We start from the raw sequence: 16,347 nt of genomic DNA on the forward strand, positions 1-16,347 counted from the left end.
CACATCTGTAGCACTTCATTAAGCACGCGTCAGTCCCGGCGGGGAACCGCACCGAAAACCGTAAACTGAATACACCGAATACTGATTCTCAAATCTTCCGCCCAGTATTGATCACATTGACGCCGTTGAAGCGGGTAGAAGGGCAGCCGTGCGAGACGGCACTCACTTGCGAAGGCTGGCCCTTGCCGTCAAAAAACGAACCGAATGTCCGGTAATCGTCCTTGTCGCAGAGCTGCGCGCAGGAGTTCCAGAATTCCTGTGTGTTCGACTGGTAGGCTACATCGTCGAGCATTCCGGCAATCTGTCCGTTCCTGATTTCGTAGAACAACTGACCGCCAAACTGGAAGTTATACCGCTGTTGATCAATGGAATACGAACCGCGCCCGAGAATGTAAATGCCCTTATCAACGCCCTTGATCATGTCGGAAACGCTGCGCTTTTCAGCCGACGGTTTTAGCGACACATTGGGCATTCGCTGAAACTGGATCGAATCCCAGTTGTCGGCGTAGCAGCAACCATTCGATTCGGTGCCGCCCAGAATTTTGACCTGATCGCGAATGGCCTGGTAATTCACCAAAATACCGTCCTTGATCAAATCCCATTCTTTGCCGGGAACACCTTCGTCGTCGTAGCCGACGGTTCCGAGGGTGTACGGCTGGGTTTTATCGGCCACAATATTGACCAGTTTACTGCCGTACTGAAAGTTTTTCGATTTCCATTTGTCGAGCGTCGCGAAGCTCGTTCCGGCGTAATTGGCTTCGTAGCCCAGCACGCGGTCGAGTTCCGTGGCGTGGCCGACTGATTCGTGGATGGTCAGGCCGAGGTGATTGGGGTCCAGCACCAGGTCGTATTTCCCCGGCTGAACCGGTTTGGCCGCGAGTTTTTCCTTGGCCTGCCGGGCCGCTGCGGTCGCGTCCTCCACCATGTCGTAGGAATTGCGGTAGCTGATCAGCCCGTTCGGACCGGCAATTTTGTCGGATGCCGAGCCGTCGAGGTATTCGTACCCCATGCCCATGGGCGAACTGAGCGCATCGCGGGTTTTGAATTTTCCAGCCTGCCGGTCCACCGCCGTTACGGTAAACGTCGGCCAGATGCGGTGAATGTCCTGATCGATATACGACCCGTCCGTCGAGGCAAAATACTTTTGTTCGTTGATAAAGAACAGGTTAGACGTCACAAAACCGGCACCGTTTTTCATCGCTTCGCCGTTGACCTTCATCAGCAAATCGATTTTTTCCTGAACCGGCACCTCAAAAGCGTTTTTCTTCAAAGGCGTTTTCCAGCTTACTTCGCCGACGCCCTTCTGCGGAGCCAGGTCGACCGGTTCTTTCTGAAGTTTGGAATTGGCTTTGGCGATGGCCACGGCGGTTTCGGCACATTTGGCAATGGCCTCGGGCCGGACGTCGCTGGTGGCCGAAAAGCCCCAGGTGCCGTTGGCAATCACCCGGATCCCCACCCCGTACGACTCCGCATTGGTGATGTTTTGCACCTTCATTTCCCGCGTGAACAGGAATTGCTGCAAATACCGCCCGATCCGCACATCCGCATACGTCGCTCCTTTGCTTTTGGCCGCATTCAGGGCCACGTCGGCCAGCTTCTTTTTCAGGGCTGCATCGGCACGTGGTTCTAGCAGTTGTGACAACGGAACCGCACTGCCCAGCACGGGAATGGAGCTGCCCATCAGGGCACTCATTCCCAAACCGGAGAGTTGGATAAAATCCCTTCTTCTCATTTTTTGTTGATGAATTAGTGTATGGCGATTGGTTAGGGTATACTACAAATTTGGAATTTACTTCCTGCAAAAAAGGTAATCTGTCGAAAAATCGGTGAGTTTTGCTACACGAAAATCGTTAAAAATAGCCAGATGGGCAAAAAGCTGTTTGCTTTTAATGCAAAAAGGCAACAACCCCAACGGGGTTGACTCTGGATAACCCCGGATGGAATCCGGGGTACCAAGCTAACCACTATCGCAGCAACCCCAACGGGGTTGCCTGTGGATAACCCCGGATGCAATCCGGGGCACCAAGCTAACCCATATATCAATCACAACCCCGGAGGGGTTGACTTTGAACAGTCCGGAGCCAGAGTGAAGCCACGTCACAGGAGCATGGTTAGTCAACCCCTCCGGGGTTGCCGCAGGCAGGCATTATCCTGGTACCCCGGATTGTATCCGGGGTCATCCAGAGTCAACCCCGTTGGGGTTGCTGCGATAGTGGTTAGCTTGGTACCCCGGATTCCATCCGGGGTTATCCAGAGTCAACCCCGTTGGGGTTGTTGTGCGACAGCGGTTTGGCTAGGGCTCCCCGGATTACATCCGGGGTTATCCAGAGTCAACCCCGCCGGGGTTGTTCGATAACGGGCGGTTACTTTTCCAGCTTTCCGATGATCAGTAACTGGCTGGCATAACCGGCATTTTCGGCATACCGGCGCGGATCGGTGATGGTCTGATCCCGTTTTTTCAGGATGGCGGCTTTGTCTAGCGGCTCCGGCGAAACCGTCAGCGTAACGGTGTGCGTTCCGGCTTCCAGCGTCGGCAGAAAAAAATAGTGCGAGCGGTAATAGGTGGCATAACTGTCGAAACGGGGATACAGAGCCCCCGGCGTACCGTCGATCGTGACGGCATACTGACCGCAACCGGGCCCAATGACATCGTATAAACCCGCCATTGTCCCCTTCAGTTTGAATTGAATCGATGCGCCCGGCTGATTCGATTTGATCAGGTACGGAAACCGGTTTCGAAGCTGGCGGGCAACCGTGTCATTAGTTGGCGTCAGCTCCTGCCAGTCGCCTTGCCGGGTGAGCGATTGCACCGAAATCATCTGCGCATCCTCCCAGTTGTCGAACACGAACGGTTTCGGAACCGCATGCGATCCCGGCCGGCCGACGGTCTTCATTTCCTGCATCGCCCGGCTGAGGGCTTCGGTGTACAGACGGTGGCCGGTGTCGGAATACGGGTGTGTTTTGTCGGGCGAAAAAACCACTTTATCCGGAAACTCTTCTTTTTTACCGCCCCAAACCAGCTTTCCCTGCCGGTCTAACCGAATCACTTCCAATCCCATATGCACCGAAGGAATCTTGTAGTGATTGGCAATTTCTTCCATTGCCCGCACCGAATTCGGCATTCGGTGTGCGAGCAAAGACGGCGCCATCGACGCGTTCAGCGTATACACGAAGCAAATATCGGTTTTGCGGTTTTGACGCCAGATTTGCCGAACAATTCCTTCTATTGCTTTGTGAATTTTCGCCGGTTGCTGGCTGCCGTCGTTGACCGCAAATTCGACGAAAACCAAATCCGGTTTGTGAACCAGCACGTGTTGCTGCAGCCGGAAAACGCCCAGATCCGAGCCGGTTCCGCCGATGGCCGCGTTGATGTGCGTCAGACTGGCTTTTGGATACTGTTCCTGAAACCACTTCAGCGACTGTTCCCGCCAGCCGTTGCCCGCTTCGGTGATGCTGCCGCCAAAATAGGCAATCGAAACCGGGCCGCCTTTCTGCAGCTTCTGAAAGAAATTGGGCAAGCCGTCCCGAACCAGAAATTCCCGGTTTTCCGACAAGGTATCCGTCTGTGCCTGAACGGAATAGGTAGCTAACGAAATTGAAAAAAGTATGAAAATAAAAAACCGCATAGTCAGGTTGTGTCTCCGTTTAAAATTTATTTTTTACTTGTAACCCCAACTCCATAACGGATTACCGATTCAAGTACATCCATGTTGATATCGTTCAGGCTTTTGAACTTAATGCAATAGCCGCTTATACTCGCCTTGCCGAGCTTTTCTCCGTAGGCCTTCGCCAGGTAGGTCTTATCTTCAATACCAAGGACATAGACGGAAATTCCGCTGGTGTTCACGCTCATACCAATCTGATAAAACTCCCTGGTTTTTCCATCGGCATATCGTATGGTATAAAGTCCGTAGCCGATATTCGGATTGGAAACCGTTTTATTTTCACCGTTTTTACCATCCAGAAACCATACTTGACAGCCGGGCATGAGTTGCAAAATGAGGTGGTGCAACGCTTGCATATCGCTGCGTTTGGGCTCAGGCTGACTGGCAATATACGTTTCAATTTGTTCCTGTATGGTCAAAGCATTAGCCATCGTCCGAATAGGTAGATTATTTTTTCTCGTGCTGAGCGACCATCTCGTCAAATTCCTGCGCCACTGCCGAATCAAGCCGGGCCTTGTTTTTCCAGGCTATTGTACCGTAAACACCGGCCTGGCTGTAATCAAACGGTTTGAAACCGATCTTTTGAACCACATCGGTATTCGCAAGCCGAAAGTCAAAGGCTTCCGGATTCACAAATCCCGGATCGGCGATGATCGAATGCTGATCTTTGCCCGACTGCTGCCATTCCTGCACGGTCTGTTTACCAAACATCAGCTCATTTTTCGAGCGGGGATCCCAGTAACAATTCTGGTCGGCGAGCAGGTTAAATTTGGCCCAGTTGCTGCTCAGGAGCGTACCGGTTTTGTAATAAATGATATTGTTGGTGAACAGAAACGAACGGTGCGGTTCCACGCGGGTGGCCTGCAACTGCGCCTTAATGTTGTCAGCAAAAATGTTGTTCCGAATGAGGTTATCCTTGCCGTAATGCTGGTGAAAACCGGAGCTTTTGCAAGCATAAACGAGGTTGTTCTCCATCACAATATCCGTCGAACCTTCGTCGGTATACAGCCCCCAGCCGCCGTAATCGAAGGCGTAAATGTGGTGAATGACGTTGTTCGATACCACCGTTCCCTCCGACACGCCGAGCGTATAGACTCCGCCCATATCGCTCAGAACGCCCCAGCCCAAATGGTGAATGTGGTTGAACTCGACCCGGTTTCGCTTCGACGGACTGAAGGCGTAGCCCCAAACCCAGCCCACCGACACGCCGGAATACCGAAAATCAGCGATTTCGTTGTGCGACAGGACGTTATCCCGTCCGTTGAAAATAATCAAAGCCACCGCGCAGGGAAAAACGTGACCGCCCGATCGCATGATGTTGTTGTCGACGGTAATGTGGTGTGTCAGCTCCGAGGAGTCGGGCCGGATGACGGTTTCGCCAATTTTGACGCCACTCGCCCCCAGATCGTGCAGGTAACACCGCTCGACGCGCCCGTTGGCGCAAGCCCGCCGGAACCAGATGCCGCTGCCGCCCGTATGCGCCACTTCGCAGTTGATAAAGCTGATCTTGTCGGCAAAATCCAGTTGAACCGTCGCTTCCACCCGCGCTGCCGCCTGCTCGGGCTCGACGCCAAAAGCGGGCATCTGGTAACCGGCGATCTGAAACGAGAGGTTTTCAAACCGGATGTTCGACGCGCGCCGACCGGCTTTTTCATCGCCGTTAATCACGACAAATTTCTCGTTGACCGGGGCAAAACCCGTGATTTTGTCGATGGTTTCGCCGGGCCGGGGGCGGTAATACAGCGTACCGGTTTTCTCCAGAAACCACTCGCCGGGCGCGTCCAGTGCAGCCCGCAGGTTTTCGATGACGAACAACGAGTGGCTGGTAATTTTATTCCACGGCTTCATGCCTTCGCCGGTAATGTAGATAGCCGTGTCGGCTTCGCTCACCGAAAGAACCGGTTTGCGCGTATTGTCCCAGTTGTGGTAAAATGTCACTACCGTTTTGGCCAGATCGGCTTCCGAAAGCTTTGAAAACCAGGGCATACTCTCGATCGGAACGGTAACTTTCTGAGCGGCCAAATCGGATAATCGCCCGGTTCCTTTGTTCAGAATGGTTTCGGAAACGGCTTTCGGCTGAAAAAAACCGTTGTTGGGCGTCTGAGCGCGGGTGGCCCGCTGCCCGTTGACGTACAACTGCTCGAACAGCCAGCCGTACCGGCGCACTTCCGGAACATCCGTTTTCCAGAGTTCATCCGAAACTTTCTCAAACTTTTTCAGGCGCATGCCGCCGTAAAAAACCGGAGTGCTGCCCGCTTCGCCCCTGAAAACGAGCGGAGCGGTTTCCAAACCGGAATCCTCGGCAGACAACACCAGCGGTTCCGTCAGCAGGTACTCGCCTTTCCGAACGACAACTTCGATGGGTTTGATGGGCGGTTTTTGCCGTCGCAGCAGACGGGCGCGGTTGCGGGCGCCGGTGAGCGTTGCCAGCGGTTTCTGGAGGGTTCCGGGATTCTGATCGTTTCCCGAAGGAGCCACGTAAATCGTCTGGGAAAACGCATCGGTGGCAAGGAGCCAAAGGCAGGAAAGCAGGAAAAACCGGTTACACATGGGCAGTATTCAGGGGTTAGAAACTGGAAGCAAAAGCAGCCCGGCGAAACTTCTTACTATCGGCACAGCGGTTAAATGCAAACACTCCGGCGAAAACCGGACTTTTTAACCTGTTTTTCCGGGAAGAAGCCCGTTCGGCTACCAAACCGGGGCCCTTATAGACCCGCCAAAAACCGTTGTACATCGGCTCGTCCTTTTTCCGTCGCATACGGTATGACGAGTTTCGCCAGTAATGTAAGGTAATGAGCCATTTGCTCCGGCGGACTTAGGTGGCGAAACGACAGGCTGGCTTCGGAAATCCAGAAACGGGCCGTCAGGGTAAAAACCGATACCAGAAAAGTAATGTCGGCCTGCGGGCTCAGGTAGTCCGCCTGTTGCAGCGCTGACAGGCTGGCTACAATCGAGGAAAACCGCTTTTTCTCGGTTTCCTTGTAGTTTTCTGACAGCACTTTATTCTGTTCCATCAGGTGCACGAAACTAAGCAGCAGGCAGCGGTACTGAACATGGTGCGCAAAAATTTTCCGAAACCGATCCAGAAACGAAAACAGGGTTCCGGTTTCCTCCACGATGATTTGTTCGTTCAACTTCGACAGATCCTGGGCCAGGCGGTTCACCAGATCATCTTTAGTCGGGAAATAATAGGTGATGTTGCCTACCCGAATACCGAGCACGGCGGCCAGTTCCCGCAGTCCAACGTACTCAATTCCCCGTTCATTGAACATTTCTAACGCTTTAGCGACGATTTTTTCCTCTTTGGTTACCATAGAATTTGGACAATGTCCTAAAGTTACTAAGTTTGGGAAAACTTAACAAAACAATGAACATTGTATATCCTCACACGATTCAGAATTGCCTGGGCGAAAAGCTCACATTTCTCGGTATTGAAACCGGCCCCGAGGGCGATAAAGTACTGGTTGAGAACCTGGTAACTCCCCAATCCGGCCCTCCCATGCACACGCATTTCCGGCAGGATGAAGAGCTGACGGTGGTATCCGGCAAGCTGGCTTATCAGGTATTGGGGCAGGAGCCGAAATACGCCTACGCGGGGAGCAGCGTCCTGTTTAAACGCGGAGTTCCCCACCGGTTCTGGAATGCCGGTGAGGAAGCCCTGATCTGCACCGGCTGGATACAACCCGCCAACAGCATTGTTTATTACCTGTCGGCGATCTATGCGGCCCAAAATAAATCCGGAAAGGCGCAACCCGAAGCGTTCGATGCCGCCTACCTGCTCACCCGGTATGCCCACGAATATGACATGGTCGAGATTCCGCCCTTCGTCAGGAAAGTGATTATTCCGATTACCTACCTGATTGGTCGGTTGCTCGGGAAATATAAGCACTTTGCGGATGCGCCCCTGCCGCTGAAATAGGTCACCGGTTTAGCGGGTCTTCATGACTGTCCGATCGCGACCGGTAGTTACCGAACGCGACCGGCTTTTGTGAAAAACCACCCCACCGGTATGGCATCGAACCTTACAACAACGATTCTCTCGCTGCTTCTATGCGCCACTCTGAACCGCCCGCTCTCTGCGCAGGACGTTCGTGACCTGAAAACCGGTACCATTATTCCGGACGAAACCTACAGCGATCAGCCGTACATCGTCAAAACCAACGACGGTGCGTGGCTGTGCGTGCTGACCACCGGCACCGGCCACGAGGGTGCTTCCGGTCAGCACATCATCTCCCAGCGGAGTCTGGATCAGGGCAAAACCTGGATTGACAAACGGGATATTGAGCCCGGCGACGGGCCGGAAGCATCGTATGCCGTGCTCCTGAAAGCGTCCTCGGGCCGGATTTTCGTTTTCTACAACCACAACACCGACAACATTCGGGCGGTCAAAGGCGACAATCCGCCGTATAAAGACGGTCTGGTCAAACGGGTGGATAGTCAGGGGTATTTTGTCTTTAAGTATTCCGACGACAACGGCAAAAGCTGGTCGGCCAACCGTATTCCGATCCCGGTTCGAAATTTCGAAATCGACAGGAAGAATCCGTATCAGGGCAAAATTCAGTATTTCTGGAATGTCGGGCGGGCGTTTACATACAAGGAATCCGCGTATGTTCCCATCCATAAAGTGGGCGGTTTTGGCGACGGTTTTTTCACATCGAGCGAAGGCGCTTTGCTCCAGAGTCCGGATTTATTAACCGCAACCGATCCGGCACAAGCCCGCTGGAATACCCTGCCCGACGGCGAAATCGGCTTGCGGACACCCGCAGGCGTCGGCGGTCCGATTGCCGAGGAGCAAAACTTCGTAGTTCTGAGCGACGGTTCTTTTTACTGCGTGTACCGCACGATCGACGGACATCCGGCCTATTCGTACAGCCGTGACGCCGGGCATACCTGGGAACCGCCCCAATACCTGCGGTACGGCAACGGCCAGTTGGTGAAGCACCCGCGAGCGGCTAATTTTGTCTGGAAATGCGAGAATGGAAAGTATCTGTACTGGTTTCACAACCACGGCGGGCGGTTTATCCGTGAACATCCCAACCGGCGCAACATGGCGTATGATGACCGGAATCCCGCCTGGATTTCGGGCGGTTTGGAGGTCGATTCACCCAAGGGAAAAATCATCAAATGGACGCAGCCGGAAATTTTACTGTACGACGAAGATCCGCTGATTCGGATGAGTTATCCCGATCTGGTGGAAGACAAAGGGGCCTATTACATCACGGAAACGCAGAAAGACATCGCCCGCGTCCACAAAATCAACGAAAGCCTGCTGAGCGGTTTGTGGAACCAGTTCGACAATCGGCAGAAAACGCAGGCCGGTCCGGTGACCAGTTGGTCGTACCAATCGGGGAAATTTCCGCAAACCGTGGCCGCTCCGGCTATGCCCGAATTTTACAGACGCGATACCAGAAAACTGGAACAACCGGGCCTGAATGTTCCGAACGGTTTTACGATCGACCTTGATTTTACCCTGACAAATCTGTCTGATAATCAGATCCTGCTCGACGCCCGCGACCCCAGCGGCAAAGGCTGGTTTTTACGAACCACCGACGCCAAAACCGTTGAGTTTTCGATGAACGACGGGCGAACCCAGGCCAGTTGGCCCTGCGATCAGGGTTTGCTGAAAGCTAATCAGAACCACCACCTCAGCCTCATCGTCGACGGCGGTCCGCACATCATTGCCTTCGTGGTCGACGGCAAGCTGAACGACGGTGGCGACACCCGCCCCTTCGGCTGGGGACGGTTTAATCCGTATTTGAAGTCAGCCGCCGGGGCTTCCCAAATTCGTCTTGGTGCGGCAATCAACGGGCGGATTCGCCAGCTTTCGATTTATAACCGGGCGCTGACGGTTTCGGAAGCCATCGGAAACTACCAGACGCAGAAAACCGCACCGTAACTTTCATGAGTATTCTGGCCTGGTATTGAGCTTATTAAGAAACAAATCAAAAACCGATCATGCCGCGTCGTCTTTCCCTTGTGCTGCTCATTTTGTCCGGCCTGGCCTTCGGCAGTTCGGCAGTCCTGTATAGCTCCGACCAGGTGTCGGCAACCGGCCCGCTGCTGATGCTGGCGCTGGTCCTGCTCGCGCTGGCGTTCCGGGGTTTTGCCCAATTGAAGGGATTTTCCTACACCGTCTGGATTCTGGCGGCCGTTACGCTGGCAATGTTTTACCCCAGTTATTTCTTCACCGTCGGCGGTTTTCAACTGAAGCGACTGATCGTGCCATTCGTGCAACTCACCATGTTCGGCATGGGTTCACACATGAGTTTTGATGATTTTAAGGGAGTAGTCCGGATGCCGAAAGGGGTTTTGATTGGAATTTGCTGCCATTTTCTGGTGATGCCGCTGGTCGGTTTTTCGCTGTCGCATCTGTTTGATTTTGAGCCCGAAATTGCGGGGGGTATTATTCTGATCGGCTGCGTTTCCAGCGCGATGGCGTCCAACGTGATGTCGTATCTGTCGGGCGCAAATCTGGCGCTGGCCGTCACCATCGGGGCTTGTTCCACCATTCTGTCGCCGTTTGTCACCCCGTTTCTGATGAAATGGCTGGGCGGGCAATACGTCGAAATCGACATTGCGCACATGATGATCGACATCACTAACATGATCATCATCCCGATTCTGGCCGGTTTTATTTTCAACCTGTTTTATTTTGGCAACGAAACCCCTCGCGCCCGAACCGTTCAGCTCATCGCCTTTGCCGGTATCATTCTGGTAACCAACCTGATCATGATGGTGGTGACGAAAACCGATGGGTACGGTTTTCTGATGGAACTGCTCAGTTCGTCGTTCTGGTTTTACCTGCTGCCAATGGTCAGTGCCATTTTTTTCAGAAGGGCCAAAACCATCGACCGGCCGATGATCGAGAGCGGTCTTTCGTTTGTCGCCATGCTCGGCATTGTCATCAACACGGTGATCATCACGGCTTCCGGGCGCGACAATTTACTGCAAGTCGGTGGCTGGCTGATCATTACCTGCCTTTTACACAATGTCATCGGTTTGAGCATCGGCTACTTTACGGCCCTGCTTTTCGGGTTGCCGGAGCGCGACCGACGGACGATTGCGTTTGAAGTCGGAATGCAAAACGGCGGAGTCGCCACCGGCCTGGCGCTGAAAATGGGAAAGGTTGCCACGCTGGGGCTGGCGTCGGCCATCTTCGGCCCTTTGCAGAATGTCACCGGTTCGGCCCTCGCAAACTGGTTTCGGAAACGACCGACGGCAGAGAAGACCGCTGGAGAATCGCCCGCCAAACCGGAACAACCGGCGCTGCAAACGAACCAACTTTCCCGCTGAAAATGGTCAGGGAAATAGCCACAAGGCTGATACGAGACCGACCATATACAGTAACTTGACCCGCAAAACGCGCAGGCATTTGCTGATGTGAAATTCGATGGTTTTTTCGGCCAGACCGAGTTGTTCGGCTATTTCCCGGTTGGTCAGCCCGCTGCGGCTCAGCTCAAAAACCTCCCGGCTTTTTTCGGGTAAACCTTGCAATTCGCGCAGGTAAACCTCCTGTACTTCCCGGAGTTGAATCCAATCCTGCACCACGTTGGCGGAATGCGTAACCAGTGCTTCCGGATACACCTCGTCCAGCGACACCGAATTGTGGAGAAGTTGTTTTCGGAAATGCGAAATGATGCGGTTTTTGAGCGCCGAAAACAAATACACCTGAATGGCTTTGTCGATGGTCAGCGTTTCTTTCTGCACCCAGAGTGTGACAAATAAATCCTGCACCAAATCTTCGGACACGTCGCTGTCACCGGTTTTGCGAAACGCCAGGGCGTAGAGTTTCGCCGAAAAACGGGCGTGCAGTTCCGCGAAGGCGGCTGCATCAGCCTCCTCCTTCACCAATTGCCACAATGCCTGGGCGTCACGATCGCGGTACGGGTTGTGCATCCACTCTTAAAACATGCTGACTGCAAGTATACTAAGCTTTCAGATAGTATTTGTTATAAACTTTCTTCAAATCCCACCAGGGTTGCCGCGTTTTCGTGCGTCTTATCTTCAGAGCGGCCACCAAATGGGAAGCCGACCGACCAAACCTATGAGCAAAAATGCCATTTCGCCCGACCTACTGAAAAAATACCTGGCCGGAAATTGCAACGCGGAAGAAGTTGAACAGGTGGAGCAATGGTACGCGGCCCTGAACGCCGGTGATTCCAACGCCCGCGAATTCGACCAGGCCCGCCATTTGAAAAAAGTACAGGAAATCGTCAACCTCAAAACCGGGATCGACCCGCAACCGGAGTTGGCCAGCAATGTCCGTTCGTTCGTGCCGGACTTCTGGCGCTTTGCTGCCGCAGCCATCATTTTGATCGTGAGCGGCTTAGGATTTTATTTCTACCGCAACAGCACCCAGTCACCCCCGGAACGGATGGCTCAGGCACGATCCATTGTCAATACGCAGAAACAGGTCATCCGTCATCAATTGCCGGATGGCAGCAAGGTCTGGCTGAACCCCAACGCAGCGATTCGGTATGCCGACAATGCGTTTTCCGAAACATCGCGCACAGTCACTATCGAAGGAGAAGCTTTTTTTGAAGTGACGAAAGACCCCGCGCGGCCCTTTTTCGTGAAAAGTAACTCGCTGCTGGTGAAGGTGCTGGGGACAAGTTTCAACGTCAAATCCAACGCCGATCAGTCACGATATGAAGTCTCGGTTGTAACTGGCAAGGTGTCGGTGTCGGCACCCGATGGCAAAGGGCAGGAGAAATCAGTGCTGTTATTGCCCCGTCAGCAGGCGGTTTTTGAAGTGGCTTCGGGGCTGCTGACGTCCACGGAAATCCCGAATTCTCCGGAGCGGGTCGACACCTGGCAACCCATTTCCCTCACGTTTGAAGACGAAAAGCTATCGAATATTGCGATGCAGTTACAAAAGAAGTACGGCGTCAAAATCACACTGGCCAATCCGAATCTGGCGAATTGCCGCCTGAAAGCGACGTTTGACCACAATCGGCTGGCCGAAATTCTGGAAATAACAACCCAGTTGGTGGAAGCAACCTACGAAATGCGCGGAGATAGTATTGTGATCGACGGCGAAGGCTGCGCCCCTGCGGAGTAAAACAATACCGGAAGAGAATCGACTACCTAACCCTTTAAACCCCCTTCTATGCCAAAACAAAAGCCAACGCTCTTTTTACGCTTTTAAAGGAAATCAGGAGTGATTGCGGCACTCCTGATTCTGAACAAGCTCTCCAAATTTCCATCACTCGGAAGGTGATGACGGGCTTCTATTGTTCAATTTAACCACCCAAACCTATGCATTTTTTTCTAAAAAGCAAGACAGCCTATGTCCTTATGCGGTTATCGGTACTCCAACTCCTGCTGATCGGTTTTATTACGGCCGTTGCCTACGCCCGCGAAACCGACGCACAGGATCTTCTCAAACGAAATGTTAGCCTGAAAGCTGAAAATATACCGTTACAAAAAGCGCTTTCCGAAATCGAAAGCAGGGCCAAAGTGCGGTTTGCTTACAGCCGGAATATGATCCCGGTCGATGAAAAAGTGAGCATCACGGCACTGAACGAACCCCTTTCGACCGTGCTCGACCGGCTGCTGTTGCCCCTGCAAATTGAATACAAGTCCACCAACGAGCAGATCGTTCTCAAGCGAAACCGAAAAAAGACTTCATTCCTGAATACCAGTGAGTTCATGCGGGAAATCACACCAATTCAGGTTCAACCCGAAGCCAATCTGTCGATTTCGGGCAAAGTAACCGACGAAAAAAACGAACCGCTGCCGGGCGTGAGCGTAGTCATGAAAGGTTCGCAACGCGGCACCACCACCAACGCCGAAGGGCGCTATACGCTCGCCGTGCCCGACGGAAATGCGACGCTGGTGTTCTCATTCGTGGGGTATCTGCCTCAGGAAGTTGTCGTCGGCAACCAGTCGACCGTTGACATTTTACTGAAAACCGACACCAAAGCCCTGGCCGAAGTGGTGGTGGTGGGCTACGGAACGCAACAGAAAGAAGACATTACCGGCGCCATTGCCACAATTTCGGACAAACAGCTGAAAGACGCTCCCGTGGCGCAGGTGGGCCAATTGCTGCAGGGAAAACTGAGCGGGGTTCGCATCGACCAGACCTCCGGACGACCCGGCGAGGGCATGAACATCAAAATCCGGGGGGCGGTTTCGATCACCGCCGGAGCTGACCCGCTGTATGTCGTGGACGGCATGCCGATTTCCGGCAATATCAACACCATCAATCCTGCTGAAATTGAGAGTATTACCATCCTGAAAGACGCGGCCGCATCGTCGCTCTACGGTTCGCGGGCCGCCAACGGCGTGGTGCTGATCCAGACCAAAACCGCGGTTGCCGGGAAAACGATGATCGATTTCAACGCGTATTACGGTTTTGAACAAATCCCGAAATCGCGCCGGCTGACGATGATGAATGCGGAAGAATACGCGCAATTCCAGAAAGAAATCGCCGAGCAGAATGGTCGTCCGGTCAATGCGGTTTTTCAAAATCCTTCCCAATACGCCGGCAAAGGCACGGACTGGTACGACGCCATTACCCGAACCGCCCCCATCCAGAGCTATAACCTGACCGTCAACGCGGGCATGAAAAACTTTACCACCTCGGTTACCGGCGGTTATTTCAGCCAGCAGGGCGTTATTGTCGGCACGGGGTATCAACGGCTTTCGCTGCGCGTCAACTCGGTTTTTACACCCAGTGACAAGGTCAAAATTGGTTTCAATGTGGCACCGAACTACGCAACCAACACCAACTTTGCGACCGACGGCGGCCCGTATGGTTCCGAAAACATTGTCTCGGCAGCCCTGGCCACCACGCCCCTCGCCAGTCCGTACAACCCCGATGGCAGCCTGACGCTAACGGCTTCGGACCCGGCCACGTTCGGCAATCCGAACTGGCTACGGGTGGCCAAAGAGAAGGTGTATGAGGGCAAAAACCTGCAACTGCTGTCGAATGCCTTTGTCGAATACAAAATCATGAAAGGGCTGACCGCCAAAACGACGGTGAATGTGCAGTTGAGCAACTCCAATACGTTCCAGTTCAACCCGTCAACGATTGGGGTGATGTTTACGCCCCCGCCCCGGATTCCGTTTGGGTCAGACAATACCGCCCGCTCGTACAACTGGATAAACGAAAATTCGCTTACATACCAGACCGATTTCAACGGGCACAGCCTCGACGCGCTTGTCGATTTCACCGCGCAGCGCTACCGGGGCGAAAGCACACTCGTGACCGCCACCAACTATGCCGACGACAAGATTCAGGCCGTCAGTGCGGCCGGTCGGGTGGTCGTTACCAGTGGCGTGCAGGAATGGGCGCTCCTCTCCTACCTCGCGCGCTTGAATTACAATTACAAAAGCAAATACCTCTTCACGGCCTCGGTGCGCCGGGATGGCTCATCGCGGTTTGGTCCCGACAATCGCTGGGGAAACTTCCCTTCAGCTTCGGTGGGCTGGATTGTGTCGAAGGAAGATTTCTGGAAAATCAAGCCGGTTTCGTTCCTGAAAATTCGCGCCAGCTACGGCACAACCGGCAATTTTGACATCGGAAACTACACCTTTCGCTCCACCGTCAGCCCGGTTTTCTACGCCTTTGGTAACACGCTGTTTCAGGGCAGGGCCACCAACAACCTGGGGGATAGCAACTTAGGCTGGGAACGCAAAAAGCAATTCAACCTGGGTGCCGACATCTATTTTCTGAACGACCGCATCCAGCTCACGTACAATTATTATTCGACGAAATCCAGTGATCTACTTTTTAACGTTGCAGTTCCCCAATCATCCGGTTTCAGTAACATTCAGACCAACATCGGCGAACTGAAACTCTGGGGGCACGAAATCGGAATCAACACCTACAACGTCAACACCCGGCGGTTTTCGTGGAACACCAATTTCAACATCTCGTTCGACCGCAACAAAACCGTCAGCCTGACGACGAAAGAAACCACGGCCCTCTTCCACGGCATCCTGAGCTACGGTTTTTACAGCCACCGCTCGCAGGTCGGCCACCCCGTCGGCATGTTCTACGGCGCGGTTCAGGACGGCGTTTATGTCAACAAAGCTGATTTCGACAGTTCACCCAAATACGCTGATTCACAGGTCGGAACAATCAAGTTCCGGGACTTGAACGGCGACGGAAAAATTACGTTCCCGGAAGATTACACCGACATTGGCAACCCCTGGCCGGACTTCATTTTCGGGATGACCAACACGTTTACCTACGGTAATTTCGACGGCTCTTTGACCCTCACCGGCACCTACGGCAACCAGATTCTGACGCAATACGAAAACTGGACGACCAACCTGGATGGCGTTTTCAATGTCCTCCAGGAGGTAAAAGACCGCTGGAAATCGCCGGAAAATCCGGGTGCGGGCAAATACGGCAGCACGCAACAGGGAACCACCTACCTCGAACGCGACCGCTGGCATACGCGGTACATCAAAGACGGAAGTTACCTATCGTTCAAAAACATCACCATCGGGTATGCCATTCCGCTGAAAGCGAGCGGCCCCATCCGGCGGTTGCGGGTCTACGGCAGCGTTCAGAATGCGTTCATTATCACCAAATACCCCGGCCCGAATCCGGAGGTCAATACGCGGAATTCGGCCAGCGGCAGTTCGCCGGGCATTGACGAAAATTCGTATCCCGTACCGCGAACGGTCAGTTTTGGCGTCAACGTCGGTTTCTAACCCATCAAACTCG

11 protein-coding genes are annotated in these 16,347 nt (G+C 53.5%); 5 read left to right on the plus strand and 6 right to left on the minus strand.

Annotated features, from left to right (window positions below; all coding sequences use genetic code 11):
* Window positions 1-88: 88 nt before the first annotated feature.
* The 5 genes from GJJ30_RS30640 to GJJ30_RS30660 form a co-directional block, all read right to left on the minus strand.
* Entirely contained in the window at window positions 89-1,732 is a 1,644-nt protein-coding gene (locus GJJ30_RS30640; RefSeq protein ID WP_154179045.1) for a TldD/PmbA family protein, read from the minus strand.
* Window positions 1,733-2,363: 631 nt separating this feature from the next.
* Complete coding sequence (locus GJJ30_RS30645) at window positions 2,364-3,626, minus strand: SGNH/GDSL hydrolase family protein (RefSeq protein ID WP_154179046.1); 1,263 nt, start codon at window positions 3,624-3,626, stop codon at window positions 2,364-2,366.
* 26 nt (window positions 3,627-3,652) lie between these two features.
* Window positions 3,653-4,096 (minus strand): DUF1801 domain-containing protein, encoded by a 444-nt coding sequence (locus GJJ30_RS30650; protein WP_205880632.1) that lies wholly within the window; start codon window positions 4,094-4,096, stop codon window positions 3,653-3,655.
* 16 nt (window positions 4,097-4,112) lie between these two features.
* On the minus strand, window positions 4,113-6,215 hold the full coding sequence (locus tag GJJ30_RS30655; protein ID WP_154179047.1) for a right-handed parallel beta-helix repeat-containing protein: 2,103 nt from the start codon (window positions 6,213-6,215) through the stop codon (window positions 4,113-4,115).
* Window positions 6,216-6,370: 155 nt separating this feature from the next.
* Window positions 6,371-6,979, minus strand: a complete 609-nt coding sequence (locus GJJ30_RS30660; protein WP_154179048.1) for a TetR/AcrR family transcriptional regulator — start codon at window positions 6,977-6,979, stop codon at window positions 6,371-6,373.
* 53 nt (window positions 6,980-7,032) lie between these two features.
* On the opposite strand from GJJ30_RS30660, the gene GJJ30_RS30665 reads away from it, so the two are divergent.
* The 3 genes from GJJ30_RS30665 (at window position 7,033) to GJJ30_RS32480 (ending at window position 10,958) form a co-directional block, all read left to right on the plus strand.
* Complete coding sequence (locus GJJ30_RS30665) at window positions 7,033-7,584, plus strand: cupin domain-containing protein (protein ID WP_154179049.1); 552 nt, start codon at window positions 7,033-7,035, stop codon at window positions 7,582-7,584.
* A gap of 90 nt (window positions 7,585-7,674) precedes the next feature.
* Complete coding sequence (locus GJJ30_RS30670; RefSeq protein WP_154179050.1) at window positions 7,675-9,561, plus strand: LamG-like jellyroll fold domain-containing protein; 1,887 nt, start codon at window positions 7,675-7,677, stop codon at window positions 9,559-9,561.
* Between the two features lie 59 nt (window positions 9,562-9,620).
* Window positions 9,621-10,958: a bile acid:sodium symporter family protein gene (locus GJJ30_RS32480; RefSeq protein WP_229313565.1), complete on the plus strand. Its 1,338-nt coding sequence runs from the start codon at window positions 9,621-9,623 to the stop codon at window positions 10,956-10,958.
* A gap of 6 nt (window positions 10,959-10,964) precedes the next feature.
* On the opposite strand, the gene GJJ30_RS30680 is transcribed toward GJJ30_RS32480, so the two are convergent.
* Window positions 10,965-11,561: a sigma-70 family RNA polymerase sigma factor gene (locus GJJ30_RS30680; RefSeq protein ID WP_154179051.1), complete on the minus strand. Its 597-nt coding sequence runs from the start codon at window positions 11,559-11,561 to the stop codon at window positions 10,965-10,967.
* A 148-nt stretch (window positions 11,562-11,709) separates the two neighbouring features.
* Here GJJ30_RS30680 and GJJ30_RS30685 point away from each other — a divergent pair, with 148 nt between their 5' ends.
* Window positions 11,710-12,726, plus strand: a complete 1,017-nt coding sequence (locus tag GJJ30_RS30685) for a FecR family protein (protein WP_170299311.1) — start codon at window positions 11,710-11,712, stop codon at window positions 12,724-12,726.
* Window positions 12,727-12,923: 197 nt separating this feature from the next.
* Window positions 12,924-16,334, plus strand: a complete 3,411-nt coding sequence (locus GJJ30_RS30690) for a SusC/RagA family TonB-linked outer membrane protein (protein WP_170299312.1) — start codon at window positions 12,924-12,926, stop codon at window positions 16,332-16,334.
* The last annotated feature ends 13 nt before the right edge of the window (window positions 16,335-16,347 follow it).

This window comes from Larkinella terrae (assembly GCF_009668025.1).
GTDB lineage: Bacteria > Bacteroidota > Bacteroidia > Cytophagales > Spirosomataceae > Larkinella > Larkinella terrae.

Coding starts and splice junctions, on each gene's coding strand:
- GJJ30_RS30640 (WP_154179045.1), bottom strand. CDS start 1,732: ATGAGAAGAAGGGATTTTATCCAACTCTCCGGTTTGGGAATGAGTGCC.
- GJJ30_RS30645 (WP_154179046.1), bottom strand. CDS start 3,626: ATGCGGTTTTTTATTTTCATACTTTTTTCAATTTCGTTAGCTACCTAT.
- GJJ30_RS30650 (WP_205880632.1), bottom strand. CDS start 4,096: ATGGCTAATGCTTTGACCATACAGGAACAAATTGAAACGTATATTGCC.
- GJJ30_RS30655 (WP_154179047.1), bottom strand. CDS start 6,215: ATGTGTAACCGGTTTTTCCTGCTTTCCTGCCTTTGGCTCCTTGCCACC.
- GJJ30_RS30660 (WP_154179048.1), bottom strand. CDS start 6,979: ATGGTAACCAAAGAGGAAAAAATCGTCGCTAAAGCGTTAGAAATGTTC.
- GJJ30_RS30665 (WP_154179049.1), top strand. CDS start 7,033: ATGAACATTGTATATCCTCACACGATTCAGAATTGCCTGGGCGAAAAG.
- GJJ30_RS30670 (WP_154179050.1), top strand. CDS start 7,675: ATGGCATCGAACCTTACAACAACGATTCTCTCGCTGCTTCTATGCGCC.
- GJJ30_RS32480 (WP_229313565.1), top strand. CDS start 9,621: ATGCCGCGTCGTCTTTCCCTTGTGCTGCTCATTTTGTCCGGCCTGGCC.
- GJJ30_RS30680 (WP_154179051.1), bottom strand. CDS start 11,561: ATGCACAACCCGTACCGCGATCGTGACGCCCAGGCATTGTGGCAATTG.
- GJJ30_RS30685 (WP_170299311.1), top strand. CDS start 11,710: ATGAGCAAAAATGCCATTTCGCCCGACCTACTGAAAAAATACCTGGCC.
- GJJ30_RS30690 (WP_170299312.1), top strand. CDS start 12,924: ATGCATTTTTTTCTAAAAAGCAAGACAGCCTATGTCCTTATGCGGTTA.